The 14,515-nt window shown below is 62.6% G+C and carries 14 protein-coding genes; 10 read left to right on the top strand and 4 right to left on the bottom strand.

What is annotated here, in order from left to right:
- Positions 1–15 precede the first annotated feature (15 nt).
- The 5 genes from AWB65_RS09575 to hslU all read left to right on the top strand — a co-directional run bounded on the left by AWB65_RS09575 (position 16) and on the right by hslU (position 5,705).
- Positions 16–1,218, top strand: a complete 1,203-nt coding sequence (locus tag AWB65_RS09575) for a class I SAM-dependent rRNA methyltransferase (RefSeq protein ID WP_087666933.1) — start codon at positions 16–18, stop codon at positions 1,216–1,218.
- 155 nt (positions 1,219–1,373) lie between these two features.
- The gene (locus AWB65_RS09570) at positions 1,374–2,447 is read left to right on the top strand and encodes a CobW family GTP-binding protein (protein ID WP_087666932.1); all 1,074 of its coding nucleotides are present in this window, start codon (positions 1,374–1,376) and stop codon (positions 2,445–2,447) included.
- Positions 2,448–3,011: 564 nt separating this feature from the next.
- The gene (gene dksA / locus AWB65_RS09565; RefSeq protein WP_087657747.1) at positions 3,012–3,431 is read left to right on the top strand and encodes an RNA polymerase-binding protein DksA; all 420 of its coding nucleotides are present in this window, start codon (positions 3,012–3,014) and stop codon (positions 3,429–3,431) included.
- A 364-nt stretch (positions 3,432–3,795) separates the two neighbouring features.
- Positions 3,796–4,332, top strand: coding sequence for an ATP-dependent protease subunit HslV (gene hslV, locus AWB65_RS09560; protein ID WP_087666931.1), 537 nt, complete (start codon positions 3,796–3,798; stop codon positions 4,330–4,332).
- A 26-nt stretch (positions 4,333–4,358) separates the two neighbouring features.
- On the top strand, positions 4,359–5,705 hold the full coding sequence (gene hslU, locus AWB65_RS09555) for an ATP-dependent protease ATPase subunit HslU (protein ID WP_087666930.1): 1,347 nt from the start codon (positions 4,359–4,361) through the stop codon (positions 5,703–5,705).
- 115 nt (positions 5,706–5,820) lie between these two features.
- Here the strand turns inward: hslU and AWB65_RS09550 are convergent, their stop codons facing one another.
- The 3 genes from AWB65_RS09550 to AWB65_RS09540 form a co-directional block, all read right to left on the bottom strand.
- Positions 5,821–6,579, bottom strand: a complete 759-nt coding sequence (locus tag AWB65_RS09550) for a class I SAM-dependent methyltransferase (protein ID WP_087666929.1) — start codon at positions 6,577–6,579, stop codon at positions 5,821–5,823.
- Positions 6,580–6,773: 194 nt separating this feature from the next.
- The gene (locus AWB65_RS09545) at positions 6,774–7,316 is read right to left on the bottom strand and encodes a response regulator transcription factor (RefSeq protein WP_087666928.1); all 543 of its coding nucleotides are present in this window, start codon (positions 7,314–7,316) and stop codon (positions 6,774–6,776) included.
- Positions 7,313–8,635: an ATP-binding protein gene (locus AWB65_RS09540; protein ID WP_087666927.1), complete on the bottom strand. Its 1,323-nt coding sequence runs from the start codon at positions 8,633–8,635 to the stop codon at positions 7,313–7,315. Before AWB65_RS09540 ends, AWB65_RS09545 begins: the two co-directional genes overlap by 4 nt.
- Positions 8,636–8,747: 112 nt before the next feature.
- On the opposite strand from AWB65_RS09540, the gene AWB65_RS09535 reads away from it, so the two are divergent.
- Complete coding sequence (locus AWB65_RS09535) at positions 8,748–10,460, top strand: tetratricopeptide repeat protein (RefSeq protein WP_087666926.1); 1,713 nt, start codon at positions 8,748–8,750, stop codon at positions 10,458–10,460.
- A gap of 36 nt (positions 10,461–10,496) precedes the next feature.
- Here the strand turns inward: AWB65_RS09535 and AWB65_RS36890 are convergent, their stop codons facing one another.
- Entirely contained in the window at positions 10,497–10,709 is a 213-nt protein-coding gene (locus AWB65_RS36890) for a cysteine-rich CWC family protein (protein ID WP_087666925.1), read from the bottom strand.
- Between the two features lie 136 nt (positions 10,710–10,845).
- Between AWB65_RS36890 and argB the strand changes: the two genes are divergently transcribed.
- From argB to metW, 4 genes are all read left to right on the top strand, one after another.
- Complete coding sequence (gene argB, locus AWB65_RS09525; RefSeq protein WP_087657739.1) at positions 10,846–11,745, top strand: acetylglutamate kinase; 900 nt, start codon at positions 10,846–10,848, stop codon at positions 11,743–11,745.
- Positions 11,746–11,802: 57 nt separating this feature from the next.
- Positions 11,803–12,534, top strand: a complete 732-nt coding sequence (locus AWB65_RS09520; RefSeq protein WP_087666924.1) for a pyrimidine 5'-nucleotidase — start codon at positions 11,803–11,805, stop codon at positions 12,532–12,534.
- Positions 12,535–12,731: 197 nt separating this feature from the next.
- Positions 12,732–13,877 carry a homoserine O-succinyltransferase MetX gene (metX, locus tag AWB65_RS09515; protein WP_087666923.1) on the top strand — a complete coding sequence of 382 codons (1,146 nt, stop codon included), beginning with the start codon at positions 12,732–12,734 and terminating at the stop codon, positions 13,875–13,877.
- Complete coding sequence (gene metW / locus AWB65_RS09510) at positions 13,874–14,482, top strand: methionine biosynthesis protein MetW (RefSeq protein WP_087666922.1); 609 nt, start codon at positions 13,874–13,876, stop codon at positions 14,480–14,482. Before metX ends, metW begins: the two co-directional genes overlap by 4 nt.
- The last annotated feature ends 33 nt before the right edge of the window (positions 14,483–14,515 follow it).

Below are 14,515 nucleotides of genomic sequence, written 5' to 3'. Positions count from 1 at the left end.
CAAACCTGCAGACCCATGAACACCATCACGCTCAAACCGGCGAAGGAAAAGTCGCTCGCGCGCCGTCATCCGTGGATTTACGCGAACGCGATCGAACACATCGACGGCAAGCCGGCGCCCGGCGCGACCGTTATCGTCCGCTCGCACGACGGGCGCTTTCTCGCGCGCGCGTCGTACAGCCCGCAGTCGCAGATCCGCGCGCGCGTCTGGAGTTTCGACGAAACCGAGCCGATCGACCACGCGTTCTTCAAGCGCCGCGTGCAGCGGGCGATCGCCCACCGCGCGGCGATGATCCGCGATACCGGTGCGACGCGTCTGATCTTCGGCGAGGCAGACGGCCTGCCGGGGCTGATCGTCGACTACTACATCGCCGACGATGAGTCGAAGCGCGGCCAGCTCGTCTGCCAGTTCATGGCGACGGGCGTCGAATCGTGGAAGACCGCGATCGTCGACGCGCTCACCAACGCGACCGGCTGCCCGAACGTGTACGAGCGCTCGGACGTGTCGATTCGCCAGAAAGAGGGGCTCGAACAGATCACGGGCGTGTTAGCCGGCGATCCGCCGCCAGAGACGCTGATCGCGAACGAATGCGGCGTGCGCTATCACGTCGACGTGAAAAACGGTCACAAGACGGGCTTCTACGTCGATCAGCGCGACAACCGCGTGCTCGTCGCCGAATACGCCCGCGAGCGCGACGTACTGAACTGCTTCTGCTACACGGGCGGTTTTTCGCTTGCGGCGTTGAAAGGCGGGGCGAAGCGCGTGGTGTCGATCGATTCGTCGGGCGAGGCACTGGCTTTGGCCCAGCAGAACGTGCTCGCAAACGGCTTCGACCCGGAACGCGCCCAATGGCTCGACGCCGACGCGTTCAAGACGCTTCGGCGCCTTTACGACGAAGGCGAGCGCTTCGACCTGATCGTGCTCGATCCGCCGAAGTTCGCGCCGTCGCGGGAGCATGTGGATCGGGCGGCGCGCGCCTACAAGGACATCAACCTCACCGGATTCAAGCTGCTGCGCCCGGGCGGGCTGCTTTTCACGTACTCGTGCTCCGGCGCGATCGACGCCGATCTGTTCCAGAAGATCGTCGCGGGCGCGGCGGCGGACGCAAAAGTCGACGCGCGCATCCTAAAGCGGCTTGGAGCGGGCGTCGATCACCCGCTTCTGACGGCGTTTCCGGAAGGCGAATACCTGAAAGGCCTGTTATTGCAAATCGCCTGACCGACCATAACTGATTAGCCACGAGGCGCGGTCCGCAGAGCGCCAGCTTGACAAATATGTTTCAATAATCGGCTAATCGCCGCTTTCTGGTGCATGACCGGCAAAGAGAAAGCGGCGCGAATCACCTTCTTCGACTTCAAAGCACAGGCGACCACATGATTCCCGTAACCATCCTGACCGGCTTTCTGGGCAGCGGCAAAACCACGCTGCTCAAGCGCATCCTGAACGAGAAGCACGGCATGAAGATCGCCGTGATCGAAAACGAATTCGGCGAAGAGAACATCGACAACGAAATTCTCGTGCAGGACTCGAACGAGCAGATCATCCAGATGAGCAACGGCTGCATCTGCTGTACGATTCGCGGCGACCTGGCCCGCGCGCTGGAAGACCTGGCCGACCGCAAGAAGGCGGGCACGCTCGATTTCGACCGCGTCGTGATCGAAACGACCGGTTTGGCGAACCCGGGCCCCGTCGCGCAGACGTTCTTCATGGACAACACCATCGCCGACGAATTCCTGCTCGACGCGATCATCACGCTCGTCGATGCAAAGCACGGCAACCATCAACTCGACGAGCACGAAGTGGTGCAACGGCAAGTCGGTTTCGCCGATCGCCTGTTCATCACGAAATCGGACCTGATCGATGCGGCGGCGCTGGACGATCTGAAGCATCGCCTCGTGCACATGAATCCGCGTGCCGCGATCCGCGTGGTGAATTTCGGCGACGCCGACATCAAGGAAATCTTCGACCTGCGCGGCTTCAACCTGAACTCGAAGCTGGAAATCGACCCTGATTTCCTCGTGGAAGACGACCACGATCACGCTCACGCGCATGATCACGCCCACGACGACGACCACGATCACGCGACCTGCGGCCACGACCACAGCCACGATCACGAGCATCACCATCACCATCACGCCCACCACGACGACAAGATCAAGTCGTTCGTCTACCGCAGCGACAAGCCGTTCGACGCGAACCGCCTCGAAGACTTCCTCGGCGGCATTCTGCAGATTTATGGCGAGCGCCTGTTGCGTTATAAGGGCGTGCTCTATATGAAGGGCGTCGATCGCAAGGTCGTGTTCCAGGGCGTGCACCAGATGATGGGCAGCGATCTCGCCGGCAAATGGCAACCGATCGAAAAGAAGAACAGCAAAATGGTGTTCATCGGCATCGAACTGCCGCAAGACCTGATCACCGACGGCCTCAACGCCTGCCTCGTGAAGTGAATACCCCGCGATAACCCGCACCCAACGCCGCGCTCCACTGAGCGCGGCGTTTTTTCTGACGGCTTTCGATTCGAAACTGTGACCACTCGAACGAACGCTGGTCGCTTTTTGAACGCTCAGGCGTTATATTTTTGAGATTCAGGCGCTAATCGACAGGGTTTTCCATGGTTATCGTCTGAAATTGCGATTCAGTTACAATACAGCCCCACTGAAGAAGGGCAGCGGTCCGTGTGGCGGGTCAGAGCCGCCGATCGGAACGCAGTAAAACTGAATGGACCTCGCGAATGCGGCGAGTCGAATTGTCCGGGGTATAAGAAGATTTAAGACAATTTGAGACAAAGCGTTCAAAGGTCGGAGGTGCGGGAAGGACGTTTATTTGGGCGTCGTCCCGGACACCCGCAATCGGTTACCAGAGGAGTTCGGCCCCGCGTCGACGCGTAGATCAAAAAAAAGCGCGTCACGGCAGCCATCCATGCGAGCACTTTCGCATCGACGCTGTCAGCGGGCAACGCAGAAGTGCGGGCTGTGCGTAAGACATCGCCCCACATTGAAGAAGCAAGCCAGATGACGACGAAACGACTCTTGACCGAAGCCGAAATCCTGAAGATGGGCGAGAAGGATTACATGAACGAGGATCAGCTCGCTTTCTTCAAGAGCCGGCTCGAACAGTTGCAGGCCGACATTCTTAAAAATGCCGGCCAGACGACCGAAAATCTGCGGGAAACGGTGATCGTGCCGGATCCGGCGGACCGAGCGACGATCGAGGAAGAACATGCCCTCGAACTGCGCACGCGTGACCGCGAGCGCAAGCTGCTGAAGAAGGTGCAGCAATCGCTCGCTCGCATCGATTCCGGCGACTACGGCTGGTGCGAGGAAACGGGCGAGCCGATCGGCATCCCGCGCCTGATCGCGCGCCCGACCGCCACGTTGTCGCTCGAAGCGCAGGAACGCCGCGAATTGCGCCAGAAGCTGTTCGGCGACTGACGGGGGTTTCGGCCGGCGCTTCGGCCTGGTCGCGTTGCGGGTCTTGCCCGCCGTGGGAGACCCGCCGCCTCCTGGCCACGCCGCGACTTTGAAAAGGCACACGTCAACCGTGTGCCTTTTTGCTTTTCGAGCGTCCGGTTCGTCCTTCGCTAAAAGCGTGATTTCTTCCCCCGCCTCCAAAACGCGACTTGATAAATCGGAGCGCGCCCTAAAATGCACTGGACGCGCCCAGTACGGGCGTTGGCGCGGCGCGGCTGCCGGAAGTCGAATCCGCGCGGAACCCCGCGCCGCGCACTCCATCGATTTCTCGACAGCGCGGTGGCTTTCGAGCCGCCCGCGTCCTTCGTTTTCAAAAGGAACGCACATGGAACAATTTCACGGCACGACGATCGTCTCCGTGCGACGCGGCGGCCAGGTCGCGCTGGGCGGTGACGGCCAGGTGACGCTCGGCAACATCGTCATGAAGGGCGGCGCGAGAAAAGTGCGCCGCATCTATGGCGGCAAGGTGCTGGTCGGCTTCGCGGGCGGCACCGCCGACGCGTTCTCCCTCCTCGACCGCTTCGAAGCCAAGCTCGAAAAGCATCAGGGCAACCTGACGCGCGCCGCCGTCGAACTGGCGAAGGACTGGCGCACCGACCGCATGCTGCGCCGCCTGGAAGCGATGCTGATCGCCGCCGACGCGCAGGCCACGCTCGTCATCACCGGCAACGGCGACGTGCTCGACCCGGAAAACGGCATCTGCGCGATCGGCTCGGGCGGCGCGTATGCGCAGGCCGCGGCGCAGGCGCTGACCGAGAACACCGAGCTCTCGCCGCGCGACATCGTCGAGAAGTCGCTCGCGATCGCCGGCGACATGTGCATCTACACGAACCACAATCGCGTCATCGAGACGATCGAGTAAGGCCGGAACAGCCAAAGGACCCAGCGATGACCACCATGACTCCCGCCGAGATCGTCTCGGAACTCGACAAACATATCATCGGCCAGGGCCGCGCCAAGAAGGCCGTCGCCGTCGCGCTGCGCAACCGCTGGCGCCGCCAGCAGGTGGCCGAGCCGCTGCGCCAGGAAATCACGCCGAAGAACATTCTGATGATCGGACCGACCGGCGTCGGCAAGACCGAAATCGCGCGGCGTCTCGCGAAGCTCGCGGACGCGCCGTTCATCAAGATCGAAGCCACGAAATTCACCGAAGTCGGCTACGTGGGCCGCGACGTGGACAGCATCGTGCGCGACCTGATCGAGATCTCGGTCAAGCAGACGCGCGAATCGGAGATGAAAAAGGTGCGCACGAAGGCCGAGGAACGCGCCGAAGACCGCATCCTCGACATCCTGCTGCCGACGGCGCGCCAGGTCGGATTCGGCGCATCGACGGCCGCTGAAGCCACGGACGACTCGAACAATACGACCCGTCAGACGTTCCGCAAGCGCCTGCGTGAAGGCGCCCTCGACGAGAAGGAAGTCGAGCTCGATGTCGAACAGCCGCAGGTCGGCATGGACATCATGGGGCCGCCGGGCATGGAAGACATGACCGAGCAGATCCGCTCGATGTTCGCGAACATCGGCGGCGGCAAGAAGACGCGCCGTAAGGTGAAGGTCAAAGAGGCGCTCAAGCTCCTGACTGACGAGGAAGCCGGCAAGCTCCTGAACGATGAGGAGGTCAAGGCGAAGGCGGTGCAGAACGTCGAGCAGAACGGCATCGTGTTCCTCGACGAAATCGACAAGATCGCGTCGCGCAGCGAAACGGGCGGTGCGGAAGTGTCGCGCGCGGGCGTGCAGCGCGACCTCCTGCCACTCGTCGAAGGCACCACGATCAACACCAAATACGGGATGATCAAGACCGATCACATCCTGTTCATCGCAAGCGGTGCATTCCACCTTGCCAAACCGAGCGATCTGATTCCCGAGTTGCAGGGGCGCTTCCCAATTCGCGTCGAGCTGGACTCACTGTCGGTCGGCGACTTCGAATCGATCCTGAATACCACCGATGCGAGCCTCGTGAAGCAGTACAAGGCGCTGCTCGCGACCGAAGACGTCCATCTCGATTTCGCCGACGATGGCATCCGCCGCCTCGCGGAAATTGCGTACTCGGTGAACGAAAAGACCGAGAACATCGGGGCGCGGCGTCTGTATACGGTGATCGAGAAGCTGCTGGAAGAGGTGTCGTTCTCGGCGGGCAATCACACGGGCCAGCCGGTGAAGATCGATGCGACCTACGTCGATCGCGCGTTGAACGAAGTGGCCGATGATGAAGATTTGTCGCGCTACGTGCTGTAGATAGCGCAACTAGGACTACGGAAATGCCGCTCGGTGGAATGCCGGGCGGCATTTTTTATGGCTTCGAGCTATTCCGCATTCGAGCTTCGAGCGCCCGAAACCAAGGGTTCACACGTTATCCGGGCAACCACGCCGGTAGCTCGCGAAATGCCATATGCAAGCCGGCGTTAAAGTGCCGCAACTGATAGCCCAATGAGCCGAAGAGCGCATCAAGCGAGCGTGCGGTGTGGATCGTGATATGTCCGTTGCGGGGCGCGATATACCAATGATCGAGCGTTCTTGACGGCGGCTCATCGATGGTCAGCGTTGAAAACACCAATACACCGCCTTCCTTCAGCGCGCCGAGCGCCTGTTCGGCGGTCGCAAGCGGTTCAGGTGTGTGCTCGAATACCTCGAACGCTGTTACCAGATCGAACGCTGCGCGCGGGGGTGCCGACTCGCCGTGCGCATCCATGGGGTCCCAGCTCCGCGCATCGATGCCCGCCTCGCGCAGCAGCATGGCGAGTTTTCCATTACCGCCGCCGTAGTCGAGCAGCTTGAGACCGCTGGCATTGCGAACGAAATCGACAATAGCCGGCGCCGTGCCAGAGGGACGCACATCGACATAATCAGGATCGATTTCGACGTACGCGTCGTTATAAATGTGCGCCGAAAAGTCGCTCCGAGACCAGTGGTCAAAACTGCTGGTGAACACAAGGCCACATGAACCGCAACGGTGGTAGTAGATCGGGACACCGCTTAAAGCCAGGAGTTTCCCCCGTCGTTCTTCGCAAGATTTATTGAAATCAACCACACCGCAGAGCGTTGCCTCGGCGCTGCAAACCTTGCACGGGATTGCATGCTTGAGCGTAACGACGGTGGCGTTTGATGACATGACGGTGCTCCAGGGCAAGATCGACTACGGGGCTGGCAGCAGGGACACAATGCATCGGCACGTCGTGGTCCGGATGGGAATGCACAACGATTCGGATCGCTATACGTCTGACTTATTATCTGCGCGTCGGCATTGTAGTGCACTCCCTCTCCGCATCCTGGGTTCCGCTTTCCTAATTTGAGGCGCGCACTGCGTCATTGCCGAACCGGCTTCTTGGCCAGCTTGCGCTGCAACGTCCGCCGATGCATGTTGAGCGCACGAGCCGTCGCGGAAATGTTGCCCTGGTTTTCGGCCAGCACGCGCTGAATATGCTCCCATTCGAGCCGCGCGACGGAAAGCAAAGCGGGGTGCTCGATCGCTTCTTCCGCCGTCTGTTCGCTCGCCTGTTCCTGTAGCGCCGAGAGAATCGTCTCGACGTTCGCCGGCTTTGCGAGATAGTTGTCCGCGCCATCCTTCACCGCCTGCACCGCGGTCGCGATGCTCGCGTAACCCGTCAGCACGAGAATGCGCGCGTCGGGCTGCAAGTCGCGCAGCGGCGCGACGAGCGTCAGTCCCGAATCGTTGCCAAGATGCAGATCCACCGTGATCTGGCTGAACTTTTGCGTATTCGCGAGCTTCAGCGCCTCGTCGGCGTTGTGCGCCTGGTGCGGCGTATAGCCGCGCCGCGAAAGACCGCGCGCGAGGATGCCCGAGAACACCTCGTCGTCGTCGATGATCAGGAAGTTCATGTCACTCATGCTTTTTTCTCCGTGGTGGCGGACGCGTGGCCGCCCTGTTGCATCTTTCCCGCGCGTGAATCGGGTGCCGTCGCGCTCGTTTCCGGCAAGCGCAGCACGGCGCACGTGCCGCGCGGGCTGGCCGCCGTGAGCTCGATCGATCCCCCGAGCCGAGCCGCCGACGCGAATGCCAGATACAGGCCGACGCCGTGGCCGCCCTGCGTGCTATCGACGGGCATTGCGCCGAGCGAACCGCGCAACGACGCCGGAATGCCGGGGCCGCGGTCGCAGACATCGAATTCGATCACCGATTCATCCGCGTCGCGCCTGACCGACGTGGCGAGCGTCACCGACTCGCTGCTCGCCCGCGCCGCATTATCCAGCAGAATCGTGAGGATCTGCCCGACGGCGACGGTGTCGTCGATCGATACGTCGTCGGGCGTCGTGCCCACACGCTCGAAGCGCACATGTGGATGACGCAGCCGCCATTGCGCGACGAAACTCTCCAGCCACCCGCCGAGCGGCTGCCGGCTCGACGGCACGCTCGCGCGGCTGCGCAGGCGCGCGAGCGCGGACGTGCAGAGCGTCATCTGCTGTTCAAGCAGTTCGAAGTCGGCGGAGTAGGGCGCGAGGTTGCGGTCGCTCGATGCGGCATCGCGCAGTTCTTCGGCGAGCATCGCGATCGTCGAGAGCGGCGTGCCGATTTCGTGCGCGACGGTCGCCGCCTGCACGCCCAGCGCGACGGCGCGTTCGTCGCGCAGGAGGCGCTGCTGGGCGTCGCCGAGCGCGGTGTCGCGCTGGCGCAGCGCCCGCGACATGCGCGCCACGAACCAGCCGATCAGCCCGACGCTCACCATGAAGTTCACCCACAGCCCCATGCGGAAATATTCGAACAGATTCGCCGGATTCTCGATGTTGAGCGGCACGTAGTTGTAGCTCAGGAGCGCGTAGCAGATCACGGCGAAGAGCGCGAGGACGGCCATCATCGTCCACGGCAAAACGGCGGCGGCGATCGCGAGCGACGGAATATAGAGCGTGACGAACGGATTGGTTGCGCCGCCGGAAAGAAACAGCAACGCCGAAAGCGCGCCAAGATCGACGAACAACTGCCCGAACAGTTCGAGATTCGTCTCGGGCCGCGCGCGCGAGACGCGCAGCCACGTGAGCCCGTTGAAAAAAATCTCCATGCTGATCACGAGCAGCATCGCGGGGATCGGCAGATGGGCGCCGTAAAAGATCTGCACGACGGCGATCGTCACCAGCTGGCCGATGATCGCAAGACTGCGCAGCCAGAAAAGATGGCCGAGGTTGACCCGCCCCGTGTTCGTTATGCGATGCATCGCTGTGTTTCCGCGCCCGTAATTCGGAATAGTCTAATGGTTAGCGATCGGCCGTTTGCCACACCATCGAAAGTTACTTTCCGACAACGTGGACCGGCCGTCCGCTCAAAAAATGACACGCAGCCCTAAAATTCGCCGCAATCCTACTCCCGCCACCCACTCCACCCGCGCCGTCGTTCAGGACGACATTATCTCGCGCGTGCTGCCTGTCTACTTCGCGAACGCACAAGCCGCCGCGCAGCGCTCGCAGACGTCCGAGCAGGCGGTCTGGCTGCAGGCCGCGCTGATCCTTCAGCCGGAGCACATCGAAGCGCGACTGCAACTCATCGACGTCATGCTCAAGCGCGGCGCGATCGGCGAAGCGATTACGGTCGCGGCGAATCTCGTCGAACGCGAGCCGCAGCACGCGCTCGCGCTGTGGCATCTGGGCTATGCGCTGCAACTCGCCGGCCATCACGCGGAAGCGGTGCCGTTCTATCAGCGTGCATACGACATCGATAACTCCGTGCCGACGCTGCGCAACAACTTCGCGGTCGCGCTCGAAGTGACGGGCCACCCGGACGAAGCGCTCAGGCTGCTGGAAGAAGCCGTCGCCGAGAACAACAACGACATCGAGGCGTGGACAAACCTCACGCGCATCTATCCGCAGCGCTGCGAGCTCGAGCATGCGCTCGCGGCGGGCAAGCGCGCGATGCAGATCGATCCGTCGAACGCGCTCGCGCAATCGAACTACAGTCTCACGCTGAAAGAAGCGCAACGCTGGAGCGACGCGACCGCCGCCGCCCTCGTCGCCGCCGAAACCGCGCCGCAGATGGCGCGCTTTCCGTTCAACCTGTCGCTGCTTGATCTGCTTCAACGCAACTATCCACGCGGCTGGAAGAATTTCGAAACGCGCTGGGACGGTTCGAACGAGCTCGGCGGCTCGCATCCGGAGTTCGCCGTACCGCGCTGGAATGGCGAGGCGTTGCACGGCAAAACGCTCTTGCTGTGGGGCGAACAGGGTTTCGGCGACGCGCTCCAGTTCTGCCGCTTCGTGCCGATGCTGGCGAAGCAGGTTCACGCGCAAGGCGGCAAGCTGGTGTGGGTGGCGTTCAAGGCGCTGCATCCGCTGATGGCGCGGATGGCGCCGAAAAACGTCGAATGCGTTGCCCACGACGCCGAGCTGCCGCCGCACGATTTCCAGTTTCCGCTGCTGAGCCTGCCGCTCTATTTCAACATCGACGACGAATCGATTCCCGCGAAACGCTCGTATCTCTCCGCTGACGTCGACCGCGCCGCACACTGGCGCGCCCAGATGCCTGCTGCGAAACAGTTGCGTGTGGGCCTCGTGTGGAGCGGCGGCGCCACGCATCAGCGCAACATGTTCCGCAGCGTGGGGATCGACCGGTATGCGAAGGCGTTCGGCGCGCTCGAAAACGTCGCGTTCTTCTCGCTGCAAAAGGGCGCGCAGGGTGACGTGGCGTCCGCGCAGCAAGACGGCTTGACGATCGCCGACCACACCGGCGAGTTCGACACCTTCGACGACACCGCCGCCTTCATCAATTCGCTCGATCTCGTGATCACCGTGTGCACGAGCGTCGCGCACCTCGCGGCGGCGCTCGGCAAGCCGACATGGATCCTGCTCGACGCCAATCCGCACTGGGTCTGGCAACTGGAGCGCACCGACAGCCCGTGGTATCCGACCGCGACGCTCTATCGGCAGAAGCAGTTTGCGCAGTGGGAGCCGGTGTTCGACGATCTCACGCGTGATCTGACCTCGTTGGCGACGAAGCACGCGAGCGCGGCGGCGGCGAAGCGGCGCACGGCCAAGAAGCTCACTGAATAAGCGACGAACGGCGACCCCGAAAGCGGTCGCCGTTTTTTATTCGCCGCGCTGCATATTTTCGATTTCCTTCGCAAGACACGCCGGACACAGACAACCGATCCCGCCCTTCAACCGCTCGATCGGCAATCCGGGCATCGACCCGCACCAGCACCGTGCATCGCCCGCGAGCGATCCGCAGCGAAACGTTGCGCCGCATCGCGAACACGACTCTGCGCTGCCATCGCCCTCGTGCTTCTGCTCCGTCGCCATCGTCTTTCCCGCTGAAAATAGGTCGATGATCCCACGCTGGCGGCGCCGTGCAAGCCGCACGGCAAAACGCCCTGCTGCGCTGCGTCAGTCCTGTACAATTCGGCGTGTTTAAACCGCCCTCGCCTCATTTGCCGCCATGTCCGAGCTTCCCGACCTTACGCAGATCGCGCCGACCCTGAAAGCCGAAATTCTGGCCGAGGCGCTGCCCTATATCCGCCAGTATCACGGCAAGACGATCGTGATCAAGTACGGCGGCAACGCGATGACCGAAGAGCGCCTGAAACAGGGCTTCGCGCGCGACGTCATCCTTTTGAAACTGGTCGGCATCAATCCGGTGATCGTCCACGGCGGCGGCCCGCAGATCGACCAGGCGCTCAAGAAGATCGGCAAGCAGGGTACGTTCATCCAGGGCATGCGCGTCACCGACGAAGAGACGATGGAAGTCGTCGAATGGGTGCTTGGCGGCGAAGTGCAGCAAGACATCGTCACGCTGATCAATCATTTTGGCGGGCAGGCGGTCGGGCTGACCGGCAAGGACGGCGGCCTCATCCACGCGCGCAAGCTGCAGATGCCGGATCGCGATAATCCGGGCCAGTTCATCGATATCGGTCAGGTCGGCGAAGTCGATTCGATCAACCCGGCCGTCGTAAAGGCGCTGCAGGATGACGCGTTCATTCCGGTGATTTCGCCGATCGGCTTCGGCGAGGACGGTCTCTCGTACAACATCAACGCCGATCTCGTCGCGGGCAAGCTGGCGGTCGTGCTCAACGCCGAGAAGCTCGTCATGATGACGAACATCCCCGGCGTGATGGACAAGGAAGGCAACCTGCTCACCGATCTCTCGGCGCGCGAGATCGACGCCCTCTTCGCCGACGGCACGATCTCCGGCGGCATGCTGCCGAAGATCTCGTCGGCGCTCGATGCCGCGAAAAGCGGCGTGCGCTCGGTGCACATCATCGACGGGCGGATCGAGCATTCGGTGCTGCTCGAAATCCTGACCGAGCAGCCCTTCGGCACGATGATCCGCTCGCACTGAGCCTTTTTCGCCTCACCGGCGCAGCCCACGCTGCGCCGTCCTTTCTTCTCCCCGCGCATGAAAACCACCCGCACTCAACGGCGGCGTCGCGTCAAAGAGCGCGGTCCCGTCTGGCTCTTCGACCTCGACAACACGCTGCATCACGCGTCGCACGAGATTTTTCCGGCGATCAACAAGGCGATGACGCAGTACATCATCGATACGCTGAACGTCGATCTCGATGAAGCGAACCGGCTGCGCGTCGGCTACACGGTGCGTTACGGCGCGACACTGCTCGGCCTCGTGCGCCATCACGGCGTCGATCCCGCCGATTTCCTGCGCGTCGTCCACACGTTCGCCGACCTGAAATCGATGGTGCGCGCCGAGCGCGGCCTGGCGCGGATGGTACGCGCGCTGCCCGGACGCAAGATCGTGCTGACCAACGCCCCGACGCTCTACGCGCACGCCGTGCTCGCGGAACTGGGCATCGGCAGGCTGTTCGAGCGCGTGATCGCTATCGAGGACATGCAGCATCGCGGCACCTGGCGCGCGAAACCCGACGCCGGCATGCTCCGCCGCGCGATGCGCAGCGCGGGCGTGCGGATGTCGGACGCGATTCTCGTCGAGGACACGCACGGGCATCTGAAGCGCTACAAGCGGCTCGGCATCCGCACAGTGTGGATCGTCGGCCATCTGCCGAATCGGCGCGACGCCAGCGGTCAGGTGTCGCTCCGACGCCCCGGCACTGGAAAGCCGCACTACGTCGATCAGCGCGTGAGGTCGCTGCGTTCGCTCCTGCCGCGCAACTGACGTTTGCGCATTTTCCGCTATACTTCTTCGCTATCTCGAATTGCACTGACGCGCCGATTTGCTGACTCGATTGCGGGCGCGCGAACCCTTCGCCGGGTTCACTATAAATGCGGCTAAAGAGGTCGTCAGCCGCGCATCGTCCCTTCTCGCGCATCGCCGACACCGTTTAGCCGCCTAAGTCACTCAAGGCGGAATGAATGGAATCGATCGGTATCGTCACGCCCCAAACACTGCATTTCTCCGAGCCGCTGCGCATGCAGAACGGCAGTCTCCTCGCCGACTACGATCTCGTCGTCGAGACCTATGGCGAGCTGAACGCCGCGCGCTCGAACGCCGTGCTTGTCTGCCATGCGCTGAACGCGTCGCATCACGTCGCGGGCGTCTACGCCGATAACCCGAAGGACGTCGGCTGGTGGGACAACATGGTCGGCCCCGGCAAGCCGCTCGACACCAATCGCTTCTTCGTGATCGGCGTGAACAATCTCGGCTCGTGCTTCGGGTCGACCGGGCCGATGAGCATCGATCAATCCACCGGCAAGCCTTACGGCGCGAGCTTTCCCGTCGTGACAGTCGAGGACTGGGTGCACGCACAGGCGCGCGTCGCGGATACCTTCGGCATCGAGCGCTTTGCCGCCGTCATGGGCGGCAGCCTCGGCGGCATGCAGGCACTGGCGTGGAGCATGATGTACCCGGAGCGGATAGGCCACTGCATCGTGATCGCGTCGACGCCGAAGCTCTCCGCGCAGAACATCGCGTTCAACGAGACGGCGCGCTCGGCGATCCTCTCCGATCCCGATTTCCACGGCGGCGACTACTACGCGCACAACGTGAAGCCGCGCCGCGGCTTGCGCGTCGCGCGGATGATCGGCCACATCACATATCTCTCCGACGACGACATGGCCGTCAAGTTCGGCCGGGCGCTGCGCCGCGCGGAAGGCGCGCTCGACGCGTACAACTTCAACTTCGACGTCGAGTTTGAAGTGGAGTCGTATCTGCGTTATCAGGCCGACAAATTCGCTGAATACTTCGACGCCAACACATACCTGCTGATCACGCGCGCGCTCGATTATTTCGATCCGGCGAAGGCGTTCGAAGGCGACCTGACGAAGGCGCTCGCCCACACGACCGCGAAATACCTGATCGCGAGCTTCTCCACCGACTGGCGTTTCGCCCCCGCGCGCTCGCGGGAACTGGTGAAGGCGCTGCTCGATCACAAGCGCACCGTGAGCTACGCCGAAATCGACGCGCCGCATGGCCACGACGCTTTCCTGCTCGACGACGCGCGCTATCACAACCTGATGCGCGCCTATTACGAACGCATTGCCGCCGAGGTGGGCGCATGAACCAGAACACGCTCGACTCCCTCTCGCTGCGCTCCGACTTCCGCGCGATCGCGCGCTGGGTCGAACCGCGCTCGACCGTCCTCGATCTCGGCTGCGGCGACGGATCACTCCTGTCGCTGCTCGGCGAGGAACTCGATGTGAACGGCTACGGCATCGAAATCAACGATGCCGGCGTGCTCGCCTGCGCGCAAAAAGGCGTGAACGTGATCCAGCAGAATCTGGAAGACGGCCTGCGCCTCTTCGAAGACGACAGCTTCGACTTCGCGGTCCTCTCGCAGACGCTGCAGACGATCCACCAGACCGCCGCGATCCTGCGCGAGACGGTGCGTGTGGGGCGCGAGTGCATCGTGTCGTTCCCGAATTTCGGATACTGGCCGCATCGGCTGGCGGTGATTCAAGGGCGCATGCCAGTGTCGAAATCGCTGCCTTATCAATGGCACAACACGCCGAACGTGCGCGTTTTGACGATCAAGGATTTCGAGGCGCTGGCGCCCGAAGTCGGCATCGAGATACTCGATCGCGTGGTGCTGCACGGCGGACAGTCGATCCGTTGGGGCGCGAACTGGCGTGGTAGTCTTGCGGTCTATCGCGTGAAGCGCGGCTAGCTGCCGCAACGCTCGCGCATCGACAACCGCATT

The organism is Caballeronia humi (assembly GCF_001544475.1).
Classification (GTDB): domain Bacteria; phylum Pseudomonadota; class Gammaproteobacteria; order Burkholderiales; family Burkholderiaceae; genus Caballeronia; species Caballeronia humi.
The sequence above is the reverse complement of the archived record's forward strand: the minus strand, read 5'-3'. Positions and strand labels throughout refer to the sequence as shown.

Bases quoted from the DNA above. Each gene is read 5' to 3' on its own strand.
- AWB65_RS09575 (WP_087666933.1), top strand. From the start codon at position 16: ATGAACACCATCACGCTCAAACCGGCGAAGGAAAAGTCGCTCGCGCGC.
- AWB65_RS09570 (WP_087666932.1), top strand. From the start codon at position 1,374: ATGATTCCCGTAACCATCCTGACCGGCTTTCTGGGCAGCGGCAAAACC.
- dksA (WP_087657747.1), top strand. From the start codon at position 3,012: ATGACGACGAAACGACTCTTGACCGAAGCCGAAATCCTGAAGATGGGC.
- hslV (WP_087666931.1), top strand. From the start codon at position 3,796: ATGGAACAATTTCACGGCACGACGATCGTCTCCGTGCGACGCGGCGGC.
- hslU (WP_087666930.1), top strand. From the start codon at position 4,359: ATGACCACCATGACTCCCGCCGAGATCGTCTCGGAACTCGACAAACAT.
- AWB65_RS09550 (WP_087666929.1), bottom strand. From the start codon at position 6,579: ATGTCATCAAACGCCACCGTCGTTACGCTCAAGCATGCAATCCCGTGC.
- AWB65_RS09545 (WP_087666928.1), bottom strand. From the start codon at position 7,316: ATGAGTGACATGAACTTCCTGATCATCGACGACGACGAGGTGTTCTCG.
- AWB65_RS09540 (WP_087666927.1), bottom strand. From the start codon at position 8,635: ATGCATCGCATAACGAACACGGGGCGGGTCAACCTCGGCCATCTTTTC.
- AWB65_RS09535 (WP_087666926.1), top strand. From the start codon at position 8,748: ATGACACGCAGCCCTAAAATTCGCCGCAATCCTACTCCCGCCACCCAC.
- AWB65_RS36890 (WP_087666925.1), bottom strand. From the start codon at position 10,709: ATGGCGACGGAGCAGAAGCACGAGGGCGATGGCAGCGCAGAGTCGTGT.
- argB (WP_087657739.1), top strand. From the start codon at position 10,846: ATGTCCGAGCTTCCCGACCTTACGCAGATCGCGCCGACCCTGAAAGCC.
- AWB65_RS09520 (WP_087666924.1), top strand. From the start codon at position 11,803: ATGAAAACCACCCGCACTCAACGGCGGCGTCGCGTCAAAGAGCGCGGT.
- metX (WP_087666923.1), top strand. From the start codon at position 12,732: ATGGAATCGATCGGTATCGTCACGCCCCAAACACTGCATTTCTCCGAG.
- metW (WP_087666922.1), top strand. From the start codon at position 13,874: ATGAACCAGAACACGCTCGACTCCCTCTCGCTGCGCTCCGACTTCCGC.